The sequence below is a fragment of the Lunatimonas sp. genome (assembly GCF_020832325.1).
Lineage (GTDB): Bacteria > Bacteroidota > Bacteroidia > Cytophagales > Cyclobacteriaceae > Lunatimonas.
This window is the reverse complement of record NZ_JAFIEU010000004.1, coordinates 1-21,126: the sequence shown is the minus strand read 5'-3', so window position 1 is coordinate 21,126 and position 21,126 is coordinate 1. Positions and strand designations below refer to the sequence as shown.

The following is a 21,126-nucleotide window of genomic DNA, read 5'->3' as shown; positions in this document are numbered from 1 at the left end:
TTTGGGCTACAACTTGATATTACCTACGAAACAAACCCCTAACAACCATGTGCAGGACACTACTCCTTCTATTCATTGGATTACCTTTTTGGGTACAGGCCCAAGTCCCCACTGTAAACCGAAGCGGTGAGATCACCCAGTTGGTAGACCAGGTAAACGTTTCGAATCTCCGGGACTATATGGAAAATCTGGTAGGATTTGGCACAAGGCATACCCTCAGCGAGGATCAACCAAACCGGGGCATAGAGGCCTCCAGGCAATATGCTTTGGGCTTATTTCAACAGTTTGCTGCTGCCTCAAACGGACGACTGACCGCAGAAATCGATTATTATACCGAACGTACAGATGGGCGGCGGGTGGATCAGGATACACGCACCGGCAACGTGATGGCTACGCTGAAAGGTACTGACCCTAGCGACAACCGGGTGTTTTTGGTGAGCGCACACATAGATACCCGCGTCTCAGACGTAATGGACCGGGTAAGTGACTCGCCCGGAGCAAATGACGATGGATCGGGTGTAGTGGCAGTTTTGGAAATGGCCCGAATCTTAAGCAAAAAACCATTTCCTGCTACCATCGTATTTGCGCTGGTCTCGGGAGAAGAACAAGGCCTGCTGGGAGCCGACTATTTGGCCAAAAAAGCCAAGCAAGAGAAATGGAACCTCGTCGCCATGCTCAACAACGATATGATCGGCAACAGCACCTCTAACGGAACCCAACTCCGAGACAATACCCGACTGAGGGTGTTCTCAGAAGGTATCCCGATGGTTGAAAACGAACAAATGGAGGCCATTCGAAAGGCTACCAACGGGGAAAACGACAGCAAATCCCGGCAACTTGCACGATACATCAAAGATGTAGGAGAGCGGTACGTAGATCAGCTAGAAATCAAACTGATATACCGAAACGACCGATTTATGCGTGGAGGAGACCACACACCCTTTGCCCGTCAAGGATTCACGGCCATCCGCTTATGCGAATTCAACGAGAACTACTATCAGCAACATCAGGATCTCCGTACGGAAAATGGTGCCGAATACGGTGACGTTGCCGAACATATCGATTACGAATACCTGCGGAAAAATACGGCCGTCAACGTAGCCGTGCTGGCAAACCTTGCCTCAGCCCCCTCCGTGCCCCAGGACGTTTCTCTTGATTTGAGTCCGAGAGCGGTTTCGATCGAGAACATAAACCATACGCTGCTGAAATGGAATGAGCCGGAACACGGCAGTGCCACCGGCTATTATGTGTTGATGCGGGAGACTAGTTCACCGATGTGGGAAAAGAAATTTTATACTTCCGAACGTGAAATTAAGCTACCCTACTCTAAGGACAATTACTTCTTCGCTGTACAGGCAGTAACAGATGGTGGGTTTGAAAGTTTGGCGGTATTTCCTCAGCCCATTCGCTAATTGTCTAGGATGTGAAACGTACATGATGAAAACCGCACTAAAGGGTCCCTACTAAGCCCTTTAGGTAAGTTCCGTACCCACTTTTGCCAAGCCGAGCTGCTTGCGCAAGAAGCTGCTCGTCATCAATGTATCCACTACGATACGCGATTTCTTCTATGCAACCAATCTTGAGCCCCTGCCGCTCCTCAATCACCTCTACAAATTGTCCAGCTTGGAGCAAAGACTGATGGGTCCCCGTGTCCAGCCAGGCCGTTCCCCTATTCAGTATGCCTACATTTAGTTTACCGTTTTTGAGGTACACGTTGTTCACGTCGGTGATTTCCAACTCTCCTCTGACACTCGGTTTAATATTCTTAGCAATTTCAACCACGCTGTTGTCGTAAAAATAAAGGCCAGGAACCGCGTAATTGGATTTTGGATTCTCCGGCTTCTCTTCGATACTGATTACTTTCTGATCCTTATCAAACTCAACCACACCGTACCGCTCCGGGTCGTTTACATGGTAAGCAAACACCACCCCTCCATCTGGATCGGTATGCTTTATCAATGTAGGTTGCAGACCGGTACCATAAAAAATATTGTCTCCCAAAATCAACGCTACCTTATCATCACCAATAAATTCCTCACCGATGATAAAAGCCTGTGCCAAGCCTTCCGGTTTGGGCTGAACCGCATAAGAAAAACGGCAACCGACCTGAGATCCATCACCCAGTAACCTTTTAAACGAGTCAATATCTTCTGGGGTAGAAATAATTAGGATATCCTGAATGAACGACATCATCAAAACAGATAATGGGTAATAGATCATTGGCTTATCGTACACTGGCATCAATTGCTTACTCACTGCAATGGTGAGCGGATAAAGGCGGGTACCTGATCCTCCCGCTAAAATAATTCCCTTCATGTTGGCTGTTATATAAGGATTTAAAATAAAATCCTAAAATTATAAAATTTGTAAACAAAACAAGATAATTTCGCACCAAAGTTGGGTATAAATTTATCATATTTGAACCTTTCTATCGTTAGAATTACCATAACGTACGCCAAACCTTTCAATGAAACGCGCTTCAAAAAAAAACAACACCCTCACCTTCTTGGGTCTGGTGTTCCTGCTGACTGTAGTTAGCTGCGAATCCTCCAAGGCACAAAGCTTTTACAAAGAAAAAATACCCCGGGAAAATTATTTTCAAGCGGGATTCGGTCCATCCTTCGTCTATGCAGACAACAGCGGCTCCGTTCGAAGAGTAGATTTTAACGTACGACCATCCCTCTCAGCCACCTATGGGAGAAGCATCAACCCCCACTTGGACTTAAGAGCCACCTTGGGATACCAATTTTACAAGAGCCGGGAAGCAACGTACTTCAATACCGTAATTGTTGAACAATGGGCCGATTCCAACCAAGCCATTGAATCAACTTCCAATATTGTTTTTGCAGACATTATGCCCACCGTTAACCTTTTTAAACAAGAGGGACATGCTTACAGGAATCCCATCAATATCTACGCTGGCGCAGGGGTGGGATTTTTGATGGCGATCAACCGAGAAACCATGCTAAAAAGTGCCGGTTCTTACGTAGAAAACAAGGTAAGACCCTCGGTTTACCTACCTTTCAGAGGCGGAATAAGTTACAAACTGGACCTCTATTCAGACTTATCGCTGGAGGGCGGATTCTTGGTGTCCCTGTCGGACAAATTAGACGGCGTACAAAATTACAATAGATTCACCGACATCCTTTTTCAAGGGCAGGTGGTGTACCGCCGGTACCTGTCCAAATTTACAGGTGTTTACTAGCTGATTTTTTTGCCCTAAAAAGGGAACTTAAAAACGTATACTTGGTTAATAAATGTATATACATCAATTAACCTTATCAGGTTTCAGCTATGACTAGTATAAAAACGATACGACAGCTAGGATCCCAGTGGGTCACACAAGATCCATTTTTGTTTTGCGCCTACCACCACGACATATTTCCCCGTGGGGATGGCAATATGGCCCCAAAGGCTTCCCTAGAAGGGCGTTTAATTGGCCGGGATTTTCACGGAAAAGACGGTTGGAATATGTATCATGGGTCGCGGGTGCCCGGTTTCCCTTCTCATCCCCACAAGGGTTTTGAAACAGTAACTATCGTCGAAAAAGGCTTGGTAGACCACTCCGATTCGCTGGGTGCAGCTGGACGCTTTGGTGAAGGCGACGTACAGTGGATGACTGCGGGACGGGGTGTTATGCACTCGGAAATGTTTCCATTACTCAAGGAGGATGACGCCAACGAACTGCTCCTTTTCCAGATTTGGTTAAACTTACCCCAAAAAAGTAAGCAGGTTCCAGCCCACTTTAAAATGATGTGGAATGAATCAATTCCGATAAAAACCATGCGGGACGAATCGGGCAAAGCGACCCATGTCAAGCTGATCAGTGGCCAGCTAGATGGCCTGCGGGGTCCTGACCCAGCACCCGATTCCTGGGCTGCAGACCCTGCTAACGACGTGCAGATTTGGCACATTCACATGGAAGCAGGAGCCCAATTTGACCTACCCAAAAGTTCGGCTGGTGTAAACCGCACCTTGTTTTTCTATGCGGGTGACTCCATTGCCGTGGAAGGCAAACGCATTCCCGAGAGGCATTCCCTTGATATGGATCCAGCAGGTGCCCTAACTATCCAAAACGGTAACCAAGAGGGCCATTTTATCTTCCTTCAGGGCAAGCCCTTGAATGAAAAGGTGGTGCAACACGGGCCGTTTGTAATGAATAGCAACGAAGAGATCCAACAGGCTGTGTACGAATTTCAGCGTACGCAATTTGGCGGCTGGCCTTGGCCCTCAGATGAGCATACCCACCCCAAAGAGAGAGGACGATTTGCCATTCATGCAGATGGCCGAGAAGAAGTAAAATAACTAGAAAGCCCCTCAGACGTCCTGAGGGGCTTTTTTGAGCTTCACCATGAAACGACTTCCTTATTTCACAAAAGAAGCCTTGGCGAGATATTCATAGCTTTGACGAACACTTTCCAATGGAGGGTGGTTATACCGCTCTACCTCCACAAAATAGTCCTTCATTCCCTGCGCATAGGCAGCTTTGAAAATGGCTTTGAAATCCATCTTTCCACTTTGTCCAATTTCCTTTTCATCTTTGATGTGTAGTAGCGGAAAGCGTCCTTTGTATTTCTTTAGATAATCTACCGGATTGTAGCCTCCCTCCTGACACCAGTACACATCTAGCTCCATGCAAAACAGCTTGGGGTCTGTGTTTTTTAACATGAAGTCAAACATGATCTCTCCTTCTATCTTTTCGAACTCGCGGGAGTGGTTATGAAAACCAAACATCAAGCCTTTGTCTTTGGTAATCTCACCGACCTGATTATAGTAGTCGCACCAAACCCGCAGCTCATCCAGTGTTTTTGGGATAGGCATTGAAGGCTTGATCAAATAGGTTGCACCAGCTTCGGCATGATCATCCGCAGCTTTCTTCCACCAGTCCATTGCTTCACTGTGGGTATCCTTGGAGTAGCTCCTGGGCCCTCCCACATGTGCACTTCTCATCTCCATTCCTAGGCCATTCACCGTATCCTTGAAAGCAGATGGGGACATGCCGTAGATGGATCCGTTATCATAATTGGCTGCCTCCAGCTTCTTATACCCAATTTTAGCTACAGATTCTAGGACACCTTTTACGTTGTCTTTGATGTCATCTCGTAGCGAATAGAGCTGTAGACCGATTGATTTGGACTTTGCCATCCATGGATTGGCAAGTAGGTCAGTGGAACCAACCACACCGGCCAACGAAAACAAAGAAGCCTTTTTTAGGAAATTACGTCTGTTTTGTATCATGTAATAGTACGTGTTTTTTTGGGTTTGCATAGTCTATCGAAGCCGCCTCCGAGCAAAAAACAACCGGAAAAGGAATCCATTGATTCAATGAAGTCTTGCGTGCCAGCCAATCGATTCACCACATTTGCTGTCAGCCAAAGTAGACTTGTCAAGGTATGCGTTGGGTTAAACGTTTTTCTAGCTGTAATTTTAGTTATTTTTCGCCGAAAAACATGCCCTTTGACATAAATTAACGTATCTGGAACAGTTTTGGAAAGTCAGTTTATTGGCTATTCATCAAAGTTTAGCCTACTTCGGCAGCGGGTTACATGAATTTATTCATTACCTTAGTGTATGGAATCGTCCCTACCTAACGAAACTCAGGTAGAAAGTAGGCCATGCAAGCCGAATTGATCGATTTCACATGGCCAATATGCTGCGAGGTTGCAGATTATTGAAGGATAATTAACTAGAAATGAACAAAAAAAACTATTGCCAGTGTTCAAAAAACACACGTAAAGACAGGGTATGGAGATATTAGGCATTGACATTGGCGGTTCAGGAATAAAAGGCGCTCCAGTGAACATTGAAACGGGAGAGCTCACCGCTGAGCGGTTTAGGGTTCCCACACCCAAACCTGCCAAACCGGAAAGTGTGGCAGAGGCAGTCAAAACCTTGGTGGATCATTTTCAATGGAAAGGTCCTATTGGATGTGGTTTTCCCACCGTCGTAAACAACGGCATGTCGGTCACCAAAAGTAATATACACAAAAGCTGGGTCGGTACCCAAGTCGATGCTCTCTTCGCGGAAAAGACGGGCCTTCCCGTCACCGTCATCAATGATGCCGATGCGGCCGGGTTGGCTGAGATGACTTACGGCGCGGGTAAGGGAAAAAATGGATTGGTCATCACCGTCACCATTGGAACCGGATTGGGGACCGGGGTTTTTTACGACGGCAAGCTCATTCCCAATTTTGAGTTGGGAAGAGTGTTTTATAAAAATGGAGAGATCATCGAATACTACGCTGCAGATTCAGCCAGAAAAAACGAAAATCTCACCTACAAAGCTTGGGGCAAACGCTTCAATAAGTTTTTAAAGCACACCAACCGCATCCTTTCACCGGATCTGTTTATATTGGGCGGCGGTGCCAGCAAAAAGTTGGAGCTGTTTGAAAATCAGATAGACGTGGATGTGCCTATCTTGGTAGCAGAAAAGCGCAATAATGCTGGAATCATCGGGGCGGCCCTCGCTGCCCATCATTGGCCAAAAAAGTAATTTCGTCGTGCGTTCATACCTGCTTTTGATTGCTTTCTATGGTATATGCTATGCGTGTACTCCTCCGGAAACCACCCACCACTATATAGAAACCGTGCAGGGTCCTCTGGAAGTGAGTGAAATGGGAAAAACACTCATTCACGAACACCTATTGGTTGACTTCATAGGTGCGAGTGACTACCATTCGGAGCGATGGGAGCGTTCCCAAGTAATCGACCGGGTGCTTCCCTTTTTGCAGGAAATCAAGGACCTTGGCTTTACCACCCTGGTGGAATGTACGCCGGAGTTCCTCGGCAGAGATCCGGGCTTACTTCAGGAACTTTCTCAGCGGAGTGGCATTCAGCTACTAACCAATACCGGCCTGTACGGTGCCGTAGACAACAAATATCTCCCGGAATATGCATTCACCGAATCAGCAGATCAGCTTGCGGCCCGCTGGATTGCGGAATCGCAGGAGGGCATCGCCGGCACCGGCATTAAGCCAGGATTTATAAAAATTAGCGTAAATCCAGGACCCCTTTCTCCGCTCCACGAAAAACTCGTCCGTGCCGCTGCAAAAACCCATCAGGCATCCGGTTTACTGATTGTTTCCCATACGGGCACTGCGTTGGCGGCCTTTGCCCAAATGGATGTCTTAAAAGAAGAAGGCGTACCGGAAGATGCGTTTGTATGGGTCCACGCCCAGGCTGAGGAAGATAAATCCCGGCATGTAGCAGCCGCAAAACGTGGAGCATGGGTGAGTTTTGACGGAATTTCAGAAGAAAACTTAGATCAATATCTCTCCTACCTCCTCCACATGAAACAGCACGATGTGCTGAATAGAACATTGCTATCCCACGATGCGGGATGGTACAGCCCTGGCGAGGAAAATGGAGGTTCGTTTAGAGGTTTTACTACGCTATCTGAGCGATTTATACCTTTGCTTTTGGCAAATGGCTTCTCTGAGATGGAATGTGAACAATTGGTGATCAAAAACCCAGCGAATGCCTTCCGTTTGTCATCCAGTAGGTAAGCCAGGAGTACATGTCGATCACTTCACTTTTTCTCTAATTTATCTAAGACAATCGTTTTAATCACTTTTCCGACTGATTTTCATCATGTTTATTCAGGATATTATTTTGTTTCTTTGAGAATCAATTGGTGATGGAGTAACTCCAACCGGTTGAATTTTAAAAAAACTGAATGATACATAACCAAATAAACCAAAAAGCTATGAAACGTATTGTTGTTCCTGTAGATTTCTCGCCCTATGCTGAAATTGCCTTTCAAAATGCGGCCAAGCTGGCGGCAAAAGGAGATGCCACCATTACCTGCGTGAACGTGGTAAGCACGACGTTGGACTGGGATAACCTATCCGAAAGTGAAAAAGCAAAGCATTCGTCCATTATTGACACCGAAGCTGAGGCAAAAGATAAACTCAAAGCATTTATCATGGATCACAAGGTGTCCCACAATCCCGTGGAAGCCGTGGTTAAAATCGGCATACCAGCACAGTCAATCGTCGATGTGGCCAAAAAGCAAGCTGCCGATCTCATTGTAATCGGTGCCTACGGCATCGGATACGAAGAAGGCAAATTTGTCGGGTCTACGATGCAGAAAGTAATGCGACTGGCAGAGTGTCCTGTACTGGCTGTAAAAAAACCGATAGACGGCAGAACCATCAAAAAAATGACCTTTGCGTCCCTGTTCAACGAAGCCAGCAAACCTGCCTTTGTACGGATGAAGCCGCTGATCAAAATGCTCGGCGCATCCATGCATTTCCTCTACGTCAATACGCCCTCCGGATTTGTAGACACCCTGCAGGCTGAGGCTAAGATGAAACAGTATGCCACCGGGCAGGAAGACCTTGTTATTCACAAACACGTGTTTAACCACCACGAAGTGGAAAATGGCATCATTGCGTTCGCCGAAAGCCAAAAATCCGGATTGATCGCCATCGCTTCCAATGTTCGGACCACCAACTCCAGTTACCAGATTGGGGTGACGGAAACGGTTCTTTACAAAACCGATATTCCTGTACTGAGTGTAAAATTTGAGTAACGTTTACTGGCGTCCCGCGTTTCATCCAAGCGGGACGCCTTCATTTACGGGAGGACTAGCCGTGCCTTTTCGGCTATCCAATGCATTGCCCAAGTGCTTAACCCCAGAAAAAGACTGTTTGATTACATTCGAAAGCGATGAAACCGGTACATCCGTCCTTTGATGGCGGAGTTTGCCATATAGTCCCGAAATCATAGACTCGTGTTCTAAATCTAGCTGGCTGTATAATGTCAGAAGCTGCAATTCGTCCGGACTGTCGGCAAGCTTATCCAACTCGTTTACATACCGGTGCATTTTTTGTTTCAACTCTTGGTGCAACTCCATTACCAACGACTCTTGAGAGGCTTCCATCTGCTGGATATTGTGTACAATGTCTTTGAAATCCTTTGCTCCATAAATCATCTCCCGCATCGCATGCATTAAATGGGTGAGCTGTGCAGCTTCCTCTGAGGATAAATTTTGCTCTTGGAGGCCGATTCCATAGCCGGTCAATTCATCCTCCAAGGACTTGAGTCTATCGTAATCTGCCAAGAGATCTTTTGGTTGGTAGATGATTTTTTTCCAAACGGAAGTATTCTTTTCGGGAAGATGGTGTTTTAATATCAGCTTTTTGACAAATTTCAACGTGCGTTCAAACAGCCAATCGACCTCTTTTTCCAATGCCATGATACCTACCGATGGCACTTCGGTACTGACATTTTTGATATACGTGGATAGACCCTGAGGCTCGTCTGAAACGAACTTTCGGCGAAGCCACCTCTCCATGACCCCCAGAAAAGGATAAAAGATTACAATCCCAAATACGTTGATCAATGTATTCAGCAGTACCAACTCCATGAGCGGGTCCTCCACCTTGAAGGTATGGAACGCAACGAATATCATCTCTTCGATAAAAAAGAAAGTGATGACACCTGCCACCAATTTGAAAACAAAATTGCCCAAGGCCAAACGCTTTTTATCGGCTGTGCCACCTATTGCTCCTAAGATAAGAGTAAACGTCGTTCCAATATTCGCACCAATAATCATCGCCAATGCATGTTGAATATCAACCACTTGGGCATTTAATGCACTCAACACGATGACAATTGTGGCTGAACTGGACTGTATCAGGGCCGTTACCAATATACCCAATACCAAAAACACCCAGAGGCCAAATCGAAGGTAGTCTGACAAATCAATCTGCTCGGCCACGGATTCTATGGCTTCCTTCATAAAGTCCAATCCCAAAAACAATAATCCAAACCCTACCAAGAAAGCCCCGGTATTTCTCAAAAGTGGCCTGCTGTTTACAAACAGGTACGTCAATGTCCCCAGAGCCAAAAAAGGAAAGGCAAAATCCGAAACGCTCACTTTAAAACCCAAAGTCGCTACGATCCAAGCGGTAAAGGTGGTTCCTAAATTGGCACCTAATACGACACCCAAGGAGTGACTTAAGCTTATCATTCCTCCCCCCAAAAACGCAAGCACCATCAGCGTAACCAACGAACTGCTTTGCAAAATGGCTGTGATTACAGTACCCACAGCAATCCCCTTCCATGGTCTATTGGTAAACCTCTGAAGCAGCTCTTTAAACGAACGACCTACCAATTCGCGAAGCGCATGCTCTAACTGATGCATACCCCACAAGAATAAGCCAATCCCGGCTAAGAATTTCCAAAAATCAAATGATCCTTCCATGCAAATCTCCAAAATTGAGCAAAGGGCATACGCTTCCCTCAACTACCAAAACAACTCAACACGCAACAAGCCCTGAATTTTAGGAATTGAGAAAATACAGCAACGTCTCTTCTCTTGTGCGTTTCACCTCAAAGTTAGGAATAATAATTGCGGCTTTCTACGCAAATGCGCGTGGAATTGAGGGAATTTCAGCGAGTTTTTCTGTTTTTTATACGATCCATGAGCGCTAAAACCTCCTACAAACAATGAACAACACAAAAAAAGACAACGCAGGGTCCCTGTTTCGAAAAATCGACAAAAGCATCGTCCAGTGGAAGAAAGCGCATGGTATCAAATTACTCCGCCTCAGCATTGGATTCGTATTTCTATGGTTTGGAGTGTTGAAATTTTTCCCCAATGTGAGTCCTGCAGAGGGACTGGTGTTGGACACGATCCATCGGATGACCTTTGGCTTGTTCACCGACAGCCAAATCACCTTGGGACTTGCCCTTTGGGAAGTATTGATCGGTGTGGGCCTGATTTCAGGAAAATTGATGCGGATGGTGTTATTATTGCTATTTCTGCAACTGCCGGGAACCTTCCTGCCCATCTTCTTCTTTCCAGAGCAGGTTTTTGAATGGATACCCTGGGTGCCTACCCTAAAGGGCCAGTATATTTTTAAGAACCTGATCCTCATTGCCGCTGGCATCGTAATGGGCTCTCATGTAGAACCTCACCCCTTAGGAGGACTGCGTGAAAAAGAAGGATAGACACCCTACGCATCCAATGCACCTGAAAATCTTGGTTGGTTTAAGGAATCTTTCTTATCTTGTCTACTCGTTTCAACCAAACATTCTATTACGCAATGACCCAACGAAGAAAATTTTTCAAGGATTCACTGAAAGCCGGGCTGGGATTGGCCATGTTTTCGGGGCTTTCAGCAAAAGCACAGGCCGAGGCTCCGAGCACCAAAAAATCCCCGTATACCATCTCATTAGCCGAATGGTCCCTTCGTGACTGGCTAAATTCAGGAAAGATCAGCAACTTGGATTTTCCCGAAACCACCAAGAAGGTATTTGATATCCACGCAGTAGAATATGTGAGTAGCTTTTTTAAGGGCCAAGAAACCGACAGCAACTACCTGCGCGAACTGAAGTCCCGCAGTGATGGGGCCGGAGTAAGAAATGTGATGATCATGGTAGACATGTGGGGACAGGATGGTGCGCTAGCCAGCCCCGAGGAGAGCGTTCGCAAGACAGCTGCACAGAACCACCACAAGTGGGTGGATGCCGCAAAATACCTGGGATGCCATGCCATTCGGGTAAACGCATCCGGCTATGGGGATGCCAATTATCGGGACGCCATGGGTTATTTCGCCGACGGTCTGGCCAAGCTAGTGGAATACGGGGCTGCAAACCAAATCAGTATCATCGTAGAAAACCACGGAGGTTACTCCTCCAATGGGCGCTGGCTGGCAGATGTCATTCGGAAGGTAGACAATTCCTATTGCGGAACATTGCCAGACTTTGGTAATTTCCGTACTGACCTGGAAACCGGTAATTTTTACGACCCTTATATAGGAGTAGCAGAATTGATGCCTTATGCAAAAGGAGTTAGCGCCAAATCCATGGGATTTGACCACCACGGACAGGACACGACCATAGACTTCAAGCGCATGATGAATATCGTAGCTGCATTCAACTTTGAGGGCTTTGTGGGCATTGAATGGGGAGGTGGACTCGGCATGCCCATGGACGCAGAAGCCGCCATCAAGGCGACTAAAAAGCTGATTTTGGATTCTATATAGCGCAAGAGACCAACGGCACCAACATCCTGTCGTAATGCGTCCGACAAGTATATTAACTAGTTAATTACCCAACATAATTTACCAATAAAAGCACATGATGAAGAAACACAACCTAGTACTCAGCCTATTTGTGGCCGCAGCGATGCTTTCGGCCTGTGGGTCGGGCGGCAGTGAGACCTCCGACGGCTGGAGAGACCTATTTGACGGAAAATCGCTCAACGGCTGGACCCGACTGGACGGAGAAGCTGAGTTCAGCATAGAAAATGGTGAAATCATCGGAACCGCGGTAGCCAATACCCCCAATACATTCTTGGTGACCGATGAGAAATTTGAGGATTTTATTCTTGAACTTGAAATAAAAGTGGAACACGAATCCAGCAACTCAGGTGTAATGGTGCGCGGGCAGCATGACCCCAATGCTCGGGATGGACAAGGGAGAGTTTTCGGATATCAGGTAGAAACAGACCCGCAAGAACGCGCTTGGTCTGGAGGGATTTACGACGAGGCACGAAGAAACTGGCTGTATCCCCTTACACTGAACCCCCCTGCACGCAGTGCTTTCAAGCTGGGAGAATACAATACGTACCGGATCGAGTTTATTGGAAATGAACTCAAAACATGGGTAAATGGACAAGAGACGGCTTATTTAGTTGACGAAATGGATCGGTCCGGATTTATCGGTCTACAGGTACACAGTATACGTGATGCAGCAAATGCCGGCAGAAAAACATATTTCCGCAACATCCGCATTAAGACGGAAAATTTAGTGCCCACCCCGATGAAATCGGATATGTTTGTGGTTAGTACCGTACCAAACACCCTGACCGACCATGAAAAACAACTGGGCTGGCGGTTGCTCTTTAACGGAACCGACAGTCAAGGGTGGAGAGGAACGAAACAAAAAGCGTTTCCGGAACAGGGCTGGTCCATTCGTGATGGCGTCCTCATCATCGAAGCTGCCAAAGAAGGTACACCCAGACCTGGAGATATCATCACGGAAGAGAAATTCAGCGCCTTTGACCTGGCCTTCGACTTCAAGCTAACGGAGGGGGCAAATAGCGGGCTAAAGTACTTTGTTACCTTGTCCGATGGTGACGTGGGTTCAGCACTGGGATTGGAATACCAAGTACTGGACGACGAACGACATCCCGATGCGAAACAAGGCATAGACGGCAATCGAACATTGGCCTCCCTGTATGACCTAATAACCGCCGACAAGCAAGCCCGATTCGTACAACCCATCGGGTCGTGGAACAAAGGCCGTGTGGTCGTTCACCCGGACAACCGGGTAGAACATTTTATCAATGGCCTGAAAGTGCTTGAATACGTTCGCGGATCAGAAGAATTTAAGCAATTGGTAGCAGGAAGCAAGTATAAAAACATCGAAAACTTTGGACTTGCTGAAGAGGGATATATTCTCCTGCAAGACCACTCAGACGAGGTTCATTACCGTAGTATTAAGATCAGAGAGTTCTGATAAAATTTAATAGAAACTCAAGTTTTCCTAGGAGGCTGTCTACATATAGGCAGTCTCCTTTTTTTTAATATCAAGCAAACGCGAATAAAGTCAGTATGCAACAATATTTGGCAGTAATCGGATAATCACCGAAAATTTAAAAATATAATTTTGCCATTTTCAATAAACAAGAGCAGATATATTAATACCAAAAAACTAAAACTACTTTTACTTATTTCTTATATTTTAATTTAAAATGTTTAAATCACATTTTATTTTTGAGAGTTTAAAAAAATAAATATCTTTAGAGCCCTAAATCAATCTATTAACCATAAACTCAAAAGAATGATGAGACGATTTTACCAAAAATCAGGAATACTCGTACTCCTGATACTGCTAACTTCCGGTATTCTATCTGCCCAAAATGTGCAGGTAAGCGGAACGATAGTAGATGACAGCAACGAACCGATTCCTGGCGCCTCCGTATTGGTGAAAGGTACCACAACTGGTGTAGCAGCCGATCTGGACGGAAATTACAGTATATCAGCTCCAGCGTCTGCTACGCTGGTTTTTTCTTTTATAGGATATACTCCCCAGGAGGTGGTCATAGGCAATAGATCCCAGATCAATGTGACGCTATCCCAAGATCTTTCCGATTTGGACGAAGTGGTCGTGGTGGGGTACGGTACTGCAAAGAAAAGTCAACTTACTGGAGCAATTTCTTCGGTTGGCAACAAGGAAATTGTGGAATTACCCATCACCGATGCCCGTCAGGCATTGCAGGGACGAGCTTCCGGCGTAGATGTGACCCAAGCGGGCAGTAAACCCGGATCCGCGCCACAGGTAAGGATCCGCGGACGGCGCTCCTTCAACGCTGGCAATGACCCACTTTACGTGGTGGACAACATCCCCATTGCCGGAGGTATCAACGATATCAACCCGCAGGACATTGTATCGATGGAAGTCCTGAAAGACGCATCTGCAACTGCTATTTATGGTTCCAGAGGGGCAAACGGCGTGGTAATTATCACAACCAAGCGTGGCCAGGTAGGCAAAACGGTTGTTTCCGTAGATTCCTACTACGGTGTAAACAGTAGTCTGGGCCGAATTGAAAATTTCAATGGAGAGCAATTTGCCGAGTACAAGCGAGAATCCCGCAGGGCTGTGGGGGAATACCCGGCAGGACCGGCCACACCGGAAGCTGATGCAGCGCTCTTCGAGCCCAATGAACTGGAGAGCATTCGACTTGGCAGGAGCTTTGACTACATCGATGCGCTCACCCGTACCGGTTCTATTCAAAGCCATCAGATAGGCATATCTGGCGGCAGTGAAAACACCACCTTCTTTATTTCAGGGAATATCTTCCGCGATGTAGGTGTGGTAAAGCAACAGGATTTTTCCCGCTACTCCTTCCGGGCAAACATCGATCACAAGCTAAACAGTAAATTTCGGATAGGAACTTCTACCCTTTTCACCTACAGCGAGCGAAATGGTGAAAACTTTAACCCATTGGGTGGTGCACTACAGGAAAATCCCCTTGGCAGAACCTTCAACGAGGACGGAAGCATCAACTTCTTCCCCACCCAAGATGGGCTGCGGACGAACCCCTTGGCCGAGATTGTACCTGGAGCTCACGAAGACCTCACAAAGCGCTATCGGATATTTAACTCGGTCTACGCAGTATGGGATATCGCTCCTGGCCTGTCGTACCGAGTTAACTTCGGGCCGGATATTACCGTACGCAGAAGTGGTAGGTTTATCGGTAGATGGACAAACAATCGGCGGGGAGGAGATCCCACAGGTGGCGTAGACGAGGAATTCCAGGTTAACTACACGCTGGAAAACATCCTGAACTACACCAAAACCTTCAACGAGAAGCACACCTTCCAGTTCACGGGGCTGCAATCCCTACAGCGGGACAATCGCGAAATGACAACTATCAATGTACTGGGTATACCCGCAGAAGGGCAGCTTTTTCACCGCTTGGGTGATGCCAGCCAAATCACCGGTGCGAATACCAACCTGATACAGTGGACCCTCCTTTCTTTTATGGGCCGACTCAATTACGACTACCAAGGAAAATACCTGCTAACCGCCACCATGCGGGCAGATGGTTCTTCCCGATTCGGTGCCAACAACCGTTTTGGATACTTTCCTTCGGTCGCCCTAGGTTGGAACATTGGTGACGAGACCTTTCTTCAGGGAAGCAGCTTCCTTGACCAACTGAAACTCCGTACAAGCTACGGTGCCATTGGAAATCAGGGTATCGATCCGTACCAAACCCAACCTCTACTGGCTCGGACAGCCTATGAATTTGGTGGAACGGCGGCATTTGGCTACAGGCCAAACACCATAGGGAACCCGGATTTACGATGGGAAACCTCCACTACCTTTAACACAGGGTTGGATTTCGCTTTCGCACAAGGACGTATCGCGGGTAGCCTGGAATATTATGTGACCACGACCTCGGACCTGTTGGCCCCTCAGCCACTCCCTAACTCCACCGGATTTGGTGGATTTATTACCAACGTAGGGAAAACACAAAACCGGGGTGTCGAGCTAACCCTCACAACCGTAAATGTAGACCGGGGTGGATTTAGGTGGTCCACGGATTTTATTGTAAACCGAAACAGAGAGGAAATCCTGGAACTGGCAGATGGAGACGACATCGGCGCAGGTAGGTTTATAGGACAGCCCATCACGGTGTTTTTTGATTGGAGAAAAGTGGGTATTTGGCAAACGGACGAAGCAGACCTAGCCCTGTCCTATGGAGACCGTCCCGGAGAAATCAAAATCGAAGACATCAACAACGATGGCCGGATCAATGCAGAAGACAGGCAAATCCTGGGGTCGCCGGTACCCGACTTTTCTGGAGGTATCACCAACCGTTTTTCCTACAAAGGCATAGACCTTTCCTTCTTTGTGTTCGGTCGATTTGGGTCCATGATCCGTAGTGCCTTTCATACCGGTGGATTCAACGCACTCGCGGGCAGGTACAACAACCTGAATGTGGACTATTGGACCCCAGAAAATCCTACCAATGACTATCCAAGACCCAATGTGAATCAGGAGTTCCCGAAGTACTCTTCGTCGCTTCAGTATTTCAACGGTACGTTCTTAAAAGTCCGAAACATCAACGTGGGGTACAATATCCCAAAACCAATGGCTGCCAGACTTAAAATGGAAAGCCTGCGAATCTATTCCAGTATTCAGCAACCGTTTATCTTTTCCGAATACCGTAGCCGTCATGCCGGGATTGATCCGGAAACATTCATCGATGGAGAGCAAGGTGTAGAGGGAGGAGTAATCAACTCCAACATCGCGCCAGCTGTAGTACAGTTTACTTTCGGAATAAATGCACGTTTCTAGATTCTAGCAAAATGGTAACTAATATGAAATCGAATATAAGACATACATTCACCCGCATCTGCAAAAAGAGCGCCTTGGCCGCAGGGCTGATGCTTGCTTTGAGTTGCGAAGGCCTACTAGAGGAACAAGTCATCTCCAACGTAGGCAACGATTACTTGAACACCGCTTCGGGCCTTAACGACGGATTAAATGCCGCCTACAGCTCCCTGCGTGCCTGGTATGGCACCGAGCGGGGAAATAACTTCACCATCTTCGGAACCGACACCTATACCAACGGTGCAGATGGTGCATTTAAGTTCATGAACTTCTACACCTCTGATTTTGATTCCCAAAATGCCCATGTGCGGGAACTTTGGGATCAGTTTTACCAAGGTATCAATACCTGCAATGCCGTAATCGATCGCGCGCCAAATGTCGAAGGCCTGGCAGATGATGTCAGAGCCCAGCGAGTGGCTGAGGCCAAGTTTATCCGGGCGCACAACTACTTCATCCTCACACAGCTCTTTGGGGGGATCGATCTACAGCTCAGCGAATCCACCATTCCAACCAATGAAGTATCTCGCTCCAGCGTCGCGGACATGTATGCTGCCATCATCCGAGACTTGGAAGAAGCCATACCCGATCTGGAAGCCGCCGCACAATCGGTCAACTATGGCCGTGCCACCCGTCCCGCGGCGGAGCATCTGCTGGGAAAGGTATTCTTAACCAAGGCTACTTCAGAGGCCGGAGCCAATGACGACTACGCCCGCGCCGAAACATTGCTTCAACGTGTAATCAGCGAATACGGCATATCTCTGCTGGACAATTTTGCCGATGTGCATGCATTTGGCAACGAAGTAAACAGCGAGGTCATATTCTCTGTGCAATATAGCCGCAACCCGCTGACCAACGCTACGGGAAACAACTCCCACGTTTTCTTTCTTATGGAATACGACGTGCAGCCAGGTATGCGCAGAGATACCCAAAACGGCCGACCATTTAAGCGGTACATGCCGACAAACTACACACTGAATGTGATCTTCGCCGACAGGGTAAACGACAGCCGCTACCTTGGTACCTTTCTGGATGTCTACTATTCCAACAACCCAGGTACCTTCAATACCAATTTTGACCAAACCAAACCTCAAGTGACCTTTGCGCTAGGCGACACAGCCATCTATGTTCCGGGGTTTGAAATGCCTGCCTCGGAGAGAGCTACCAAGCCCTATCAGGTGTTGGTGCCAAGCGCCTACAGCGAACGGTTGTTTCCGTCACTTAAAAAACATATGGATCCCGGAAGAGCTGATCTTACCCAATTTGAAGGAGGCCGGGACTACATAGCCTTCCGATTGGCTGAAACCTACCTGCTATTGGCAGAGGCACAACTCATGCAAAACAAAATCACGGAAGCCACGGAAAATGTGAACATGATACGCAGAAGGGCGGCATTTCCAGGCCACGAAGCCGACATGGAGATCAGCAGCAATCAAATGGACATGGAAATGATCATGGAAGAACGCGCCAGGGAATTGCTGGGTGAACAGCAGCGATGGCTTGACCTGAAGCGTTGGGGACTATTGCTTGAAAGGGTGCGACAGCACAATCCCCAGGCCACGGGTCTACAGGACCACCACGTGCTTAGACCCATTCCGCAAAATCAGATTGACCGAGCAGCCGGAAATGAAGCCGGTTTCCCTCAAAATCCAGGCTGGTAATTGCAAGTCCGGATAAAAAATACAGTACCAAAAAAGGCTGCCAATTAAGGCAGCCTTTTTTGGTACTTACTTTTCGGGTACATGCTTTCTTACTTCAGCCAAAAACGTTCGGACTTTTTGATAGGGATCGCCCGGCCCCAAGGTTTCGATAGGTAGATAGCCTTGGTAACTGCTGCCGCCAATGATGTCAAATAAACGGGATAAATCTACCGGTACTTGTTTTCCATCTTGGTTCACGTTTTCCTTCAACTGCCAATTCACAGCGTGACGAATGTTCTTTTGGATACCTTCGTAGGTATCCTCCTGAGGATAACTACCAATGTCCAACACAAGCCCAAACCACGGAGAATCCACCACCTCTAAATACATGTTAACTTCATCGGCGGTTTGGATAAAATCATCGTGGTTTTGTAAAGCCACGATCACTCCGTTGGCTGCTCCGGTATCGGCGCAGGCCATAAAATTGACAGCTATCCAAGCAGTTAACCTTTCCCGAAACGAAGGTTCGACGGACTGTGTGCCCGCAAAAACCCGCAAAACGGGCGCCCCTAGCTTGGCTGCTGCTTCAATCCATTTCTTGCAAAAAATAATTTGTTCGTTATGTTTGTCCCGATCTGCATAGGTAAAATCGTTCCGTATCCCGGTACCACTGATGGCCAACCCGTAGCTGTGCGCCTTCCGCTTGATTCCATACAACACCGAATCATCCGGCACCTCCGGATACCCCTCGATATAATAAGCCGTAAGATCTACAGCCGGTAGCCCCTCCTCCGCACAAAAATGAAAGAGATCGTCCAAACTCATTTTGCCGGTGGAGAGCAGCGAATGAAACGAATAGGCGTTTAGACTTAACTTAAGGTTATTTCCTCTCCTGGCAAGTCCCTTCGCAAGTGACATACCCGGTGCCAGCATGGCTCCGGCACCAAGCAGGCTCATTTGGCGCAAAACGTTTCTTCGTTGCATAGATTTAGGGAATTTTAACATCAATATAGGTGAAAAGGCTGACCAATCCAACAGCGTGTAATCGGCAAATAAAACTGAACCCTTTTCGGTAAATAAGAATGCACCTTAATTGGCAACATTAATGCACCACCAATCATCCCAGTGTGTGAAGGCTATGTCATGTTCGTTTTCATCTGTCTATAATTGTTTTTTAATGGTCAGATGGAATCTCGCATGGCGGATAGTCATCCCAGTGTGTGTCGCTTGCGTCGTGCTCGATTTCATGTGTCTATAATTGTTTTTCAGTGGTCACATGGAATCTCGCATGGCGGATAGTCATCCCAGTGTGTGTCGCTTGCGTCGTGCTCGATTTCATCAATATTGCTTGGGCTTCTTTTTTTGTCCTGCAAGTTCTGCTATTCGGTCTATACGTTTTTGTCGGGTTTCCGGTAGCTTGGCTAGAACGACTGATGTCAACATCATTTTTCTAATCGACTTACTCAAACTTAAAAAAAAATCTTTTGACCCACTGTGATTTCCGAACGCTGCTTCTAGGTCTTCCGGGATGAAGAGTTCTTCTACTTCGTCCAAAATTGTCCACGAACCATTCTGTTTCGCCACTTCGATACTTTCCAAGCCCGCTTTTGTCATCAGTCCCTTTTCAATCAGATTTTGAACTTTTTCTTTGTTGATTTTTGACCAAGTGCTTTTCGGTTTTCGCTTACTGAAAAACTGATGAGATTTATCAGCATTAATTTTGATTTTCTTGCTGTCTATCCAACCAAAGCACAATGCTTCATCAACTGCTTCACTCCAAGAGATGGAAGGCTTCTCTGATGATTTAGCATAAAAAACGAGCCAAACAGATTGCTTGGACAAATGATTATCTTCTAACCATTGTCGCCACTCTGTTTGACTTGTCGGATAAAAAAGTTCTGTTTCGTTCATTGTTACTTTACAACCGTAGCTTCTAACTCTATGGTCAAAGTTGCAAAAAGCCCTTTAACTTCGAGTAGAGTGGTCGCTTGCTGTATTCCGTGTTTCATAAGAAAAGGCACATAAACATCCATACAAGTGGTAAAGAACTCGTTTGTGTTTGTTGTGTAAACATTTAGTCGTACAATATTTTTGCATTCATAACCTGACTCGCCAATAAGTTGCTCCAAATTTGCGATGGTTTGAATGAGTTGGCTTCTCATATCGGAAGCACTTGGAACTCCGTTTACGTCTATGGCTACTTGACCTGAACAATAAAGTGTTCCTTCTGTTTGCTTTACTTCTACAGCTTGTACTGAATTTGTGTTTATACCCCAAGCCCAAGGGTCGAATGTTGTCTTTTGCATTTTTATTGATTTTAAACTGTTTGTCATTATTGACTTTGCAAAAGTAAAATGGGCTTATGACAGCCTTATGTCAGGAGTCGAAAACGGATTAGCGAAATTTATCAAAATGTTTTTGTAAGGTAGCTATCGGGATCCGATCGTCCGCCACACTTTGTCATAGTTATCCCGATAGCCATCGGGATAACTACCTATTTTTCACATCGTAATTTGCCTTATCGAGGCTTCTTCGTTGGTTCACCCCCAAAGCTTTAGGGGTTCAGCTCCAACAGTACTCAACTACAGGGATCAAAGTCCCCTATTTTACTTAACCCTCACCCCATATGGGTT

The 21,126-nt window shown here is 46.7% G+C and carries 17 protein-coding genes; 11 read left to right on the top strand and 6 right to left on the bottom strand.

What is annotated here, in order from left to right; translation table 11 throughout:
- Positions 1-47 precede the first annotated feature (47 nt).
- Entirely contained in the window at positions 48-1,412 is a 1,365-nt protein-coding gene (locus tag JJU34_RS01125; protein ID WP_228690471.1) for a M28 family metallopeptidase, read from the top strand.
- A gap of 37 nt (positions 1,413-1,449) precedes the next feature.
- On the opposite strand, the gene rfbA is transcribed toward JJU34_RS01125, so the two are convergent.
- Positions 1,450-2,316 (bottom strand): glucose-1-phosphate thymidylyltransferase RfbA, encoded by an 867-nt coding sequence (gene rfbA, locus JJU34_RS01120; protein ID WP_228690470.1) that lies wholly within the window; start codon positions 2,314-2,316, stop codon positions 1,450-1,452.
- A gap of 151 nt (positions 2,317-2,467) precedes the next feature.
- On the opposite strand from rfbA, the gene JJU34_RS01115 reads away from it, so the two are divergent.
- Both JJU34_RS01115 and JJU34_RS01110 read left to right on the top strand, forming a co-directional pair.
- Entirely contained in the window at positions 2,468-3,205 is a 738-nt protein-coding gene (locus JJU34_RS01115; RefSeq protein WP_228690469.1) for a hypothetical protein, read from the top strand.
- A gap of 89 nt (positions 3,206-3,294) precedes the next feature.
- The gene (locus JJU34_RS01110; protein WP_228690468.1) at positions 3,295-4,305 is read left to right on the top strand and encodes a pirin family protein; all 1,011 of its coding nucleotides are present in this window, start codon (positions 3,295-3,297) and stop codon (positions 4,303-4,305) included.
- 60 nt (positions 4,306-4,365) lie between these two features.
- Here JJU34_RS01110 and JJU34_RS01105 read toward each other — a convergent pair whose 3' ends face one another.
- Positions 4,366-5,238, bottom strand: a complete 873-nt coding sequence (locus JJU34_RS01105) for a sugar phosphate isomerase/epimerase (protein WP_228690467.1) — start codon at positions 5,236-5,238, stop codon at positions 4,366-4,368.
- A 507-nt stretch (positions 5,239-5,745) separates the two neighbouring features.
- On the opposite strand from JJU34_RS01105, the gene ppgK reads away from it, so the two are divergent.
- From ppgK to JJU34_RS01090, 3 genes are all read left to right on the top strand, one after another.
- Positions 5,746-6,492 carry a polyphosphate--glucose phosphotransferase gene (gene ppgK, locus JJU34_RS01100; RefSeq protein WP_228690466.1) on the top strand — a complete coding sequence of 249 codons (747 nt, stop codon included), beginning with the start codon at positions 5,746-5,748 and terminating at the stop codon, positions 6,490-6,492.
- 7 nt (positions 6,493-6,499) lie between these two features.
- A complete protein-coding gene (locus JJU34_RS01095; RefSeq protein WP_228690465.1) occupies positions 6,500-7,504 on the top strand; it encodes a phosphotriesterase in 1,005 nt (334 codons plus the stop codon).
- A gap of 200 nt (positions 7,505-7,704) precedes the next feature.
- Positions 7,705-8,532, top strand: coding sequence for a universal stress protein (locus JJU34_RS01090; protein ID WP_228690464.1), 828 nt, complete (start codon positions 7,705-7,707; stop codon positions 8,530-8,532).
- A 21-nt stretch (positions 8,533-8,553) separates the two neighbouring features.
- On the opposite strand, the gene JJU34_RS01085 is transcribed toward JJU34_RS01090, so the two are convergent.
- Positions 8,554-10,209: a Na/Pi symporter gene (locus JJU34_RS01085; RefSeq protein WP_228690463.1), complete on the bottom strand. Its 1,656-nt coding sequence runs from the start codon at positions 10,207-10,209 to the stop codon at positions 8,554-8,556.
- A gap of 245 nt (positions 10,210-10,454) precedes the next feature.
- Here JJU34_RS01085 and JJU34_RS01080 point away from each other — a divergent pair, with 245 nt between their 5' ends.
- The 5 genes from JJU34_RS01080 (at position 10,455) to JJU34_RS01060 (ending at position 18,514) form a co-directional block, all read left to right on the top strand.
- Positions 10,455-10,958: a hypothetical protein gene (locus JJU34_RS01080; RefSeq protein ID WP_228690462.1), complete on the top strand. Its 504-nt coding sequence runs from the start codon at positions 10,455-10,457 to the stop codon at positions 10,956-10,958.
- Positions 10,959-11,053: 95 nt separating this feature from the next.
- Entirely contained in the window at positions 11,054-11,995 is a 942-nt protein-coding gene (locus JJU34_RS01075) for a sugar phosphate isomerase/epimerase family protein (RefSeq protein ID WP_228690461.1), read from the top strand.
- A 94-nt stretch (positions 11,996-12,089) separates the two neighbouring features.
- Positions 12,090-13,472: a DUF1080 domain-containing protein gene (locus JJU34_RS01070; RefSeq protein ID WP_228690460.1), complete on the top strand. Its 1,383-nt coding sequence runs from the start codon at positions 12,090-12,092 to the stop codon at positions 13,470-13,472.
- A 327-nt stretch (positions 13,473-13,799) separates the two neighbouring features.
- Positions 13,800-16,820 (top strand): TonB-dependent receptor, encoded by a 3,021-nt coding sequence (locus tag JJU34_RS01065; RefSeq protein ID WP_228690479.1) that lies wholly within the window; start codon positions 13,800-13,802, stop codon positions 16,818-16,820.
- A 23-nt stretch (positions 16,821-16,843) separates the two neighbouring features.
- Positions 16,844-18,514 carry a RagB/SusD family nutrient uptake outer membrane protein gene (locus JJU34_RS01060; protein ID WP_228690459.1) on the top strand — a complete coding sequence of 557 codons (1,671 nt, stop codon included), beginning with the start codon at positions 16,844-16,846 and terminating at the stop codon, positions 18,512-18,514.
- A 66-nt stretch (positions 18,515-18,580) separates the two neighbouring features.
- Here the strand turns inward: JJU34_RS01060 and JJU34_RS01055 are convergent, their stop codons facing one another.
- The 3 genes from JJU34_RS01055 to JJU34_RS01045 form a co-directional block, all read right to left on the bottom strand.
- On the bottom strand, positions 18,581-19,477 hold the full coding sequence (locus JJU34_RS01055) for a TIM barrel protein (protein WP_228690458.1): 897 nt from the start codon (positions 19,475-19,477) through the stop codon (positions 18,581-18,583).
- Between the two features lie 354 nt (positions 19,478-19,831).
- Entirely contained in the window at positions 19,832-20,404 is a 573-nt protein-coding gene (locus tag JJU34_RS01050) for a YdeI/OmpD-associated family protein (protein WP_228690457.1), read from the bottom strand.
- A gap of 2 nt (positions 20,405-20,406) precedes the next feature.
- Positions 20,407-20,799: a RidA family protein gene (locus JJU34_RS01045; protein ID WP_228690456.1), complete on the bottom strand. Its 393-nt coding sequence runs from the start codon at positions 20,797-20,799 to the stop codon at positions 20,407-20,409.
- Between the last annotated feature and the right edge of the window lie 327 nt (positions 20,800-21,126).

Excerpts from the sequence above, each read along its gene's own strand:
- JJU34_RS01125 (WP_228690471.1), top strand. The coding sequence starts at position 48 with ATGTGCAGGACACTACTCCTTCTATTCATTGGATTACCTTTTTGGGTA.
- rfbA (WP_228690470.1), bottom strand. The coding sequence starts at position 2,316 with ATGAAGGGAATTATTTTAGCGGGAGGATCAGGTACCCGCCTTTATCCG.
- JJU34_RS01115 (WP_228690469.1), top strand. The coding sequence starts at position 2,468 with ATGAAACGCGCTTCAAAAAAAAACAACACCCTCACCTTCTTGGGTCTG.
- JJU34_RS01110 (WP_228690468.1), top strand. The coding sequence starts at position 3,295 with ATGACTAGTATAAAAACGATACGACAGCTAGGATCCCAGTGGGTCACA.
- JJU34_RS01105 (WP_228690467.1), bottom strand. The coding sequence starts at position 5,238 with ATGATACAAAACAGACGTAATTTCCTAAAAAAGGCTTCTTTGTTTTCG.
- ppgK (WP_228690466.1), top strand. The coding sequence starts at position 5,746 with ATGGAGATATTAGGCATTGACATTGGCGGTTCAGGAATAAAAGGCGCT.
- JJU34_RS01090 (WP_228690464.1), top strand. The coding sequence starts at position 7,705 with ATGAAACGTATTGTTGTTCCTGTAGATTTCTCGCCCTATGCTGAAATT.
- JJU34_RS01085 (WP_228690463.1), bottom strand. The coding sequence starts at position 10,209 with ATGGAAGGATCATTTGATTTTTGGAAATTCTTAGCCGGGATTGGCTTA.
- JJU34_RS01080 (WP_228690462.1), top strand. The coding sequence starts at position 10,455 with ATGAACAACACAAAAAAAGACAACGCAGGGTCCCTGTTTCGAAAAATC.
- JJU34_RS01075 (WP_228690461.1), top strand. The coding sequence starts at position 11,054 with ATGACCCAACGAAGAAAATTTTTCAAGGATTCACTGAAAGCCGGGCTG.
- JJU34_RS01070 (WP_228690460.1), top strand. The coding sequence starts at position 12,090 with ATGATGAAGAAACACAACCTAGTACTCAGCCTATTTGTGGCCGCAGCG.
- JJU34_RS01065 (WP_228690479.1), top strand. The coding sequence starts at position 13,800 with ATGAGACGATTTTACCAAAAATCAGGAATACTCGTACTCCTGATACTG.
- JJU34_RS01060 (WP_228690459.1), top strand. The coding sequence starts at position 16,844 with ATGAAATCGAATATAAGACATACATTCACCCGCATCTGCAAAAAGAGC.
- JJU34_RS01055 (WP_228690458.1), bottom strand. The coding sequence starts at position 19,477 with ATGCAACGAAGAAACGTTTTGCGCCAAATGAGCCTGCTTGGTGCCGGA.
- JJU34_RS01050 (WP_228690457.1), bottom strand. The coding sequence starts at position 20,404 with ATGAACGAAACAGAACTTTTTTATCCGACAAGTCAAACAGAGTGGCGA.
- JJU34_RS01045 (WP_228690456.1), bottom strand. The coding sequence starts at position 20,799 with ATGCAAAAGACAACATTCGACCCTTGGGCTTGGGGTATAAACACAAAT.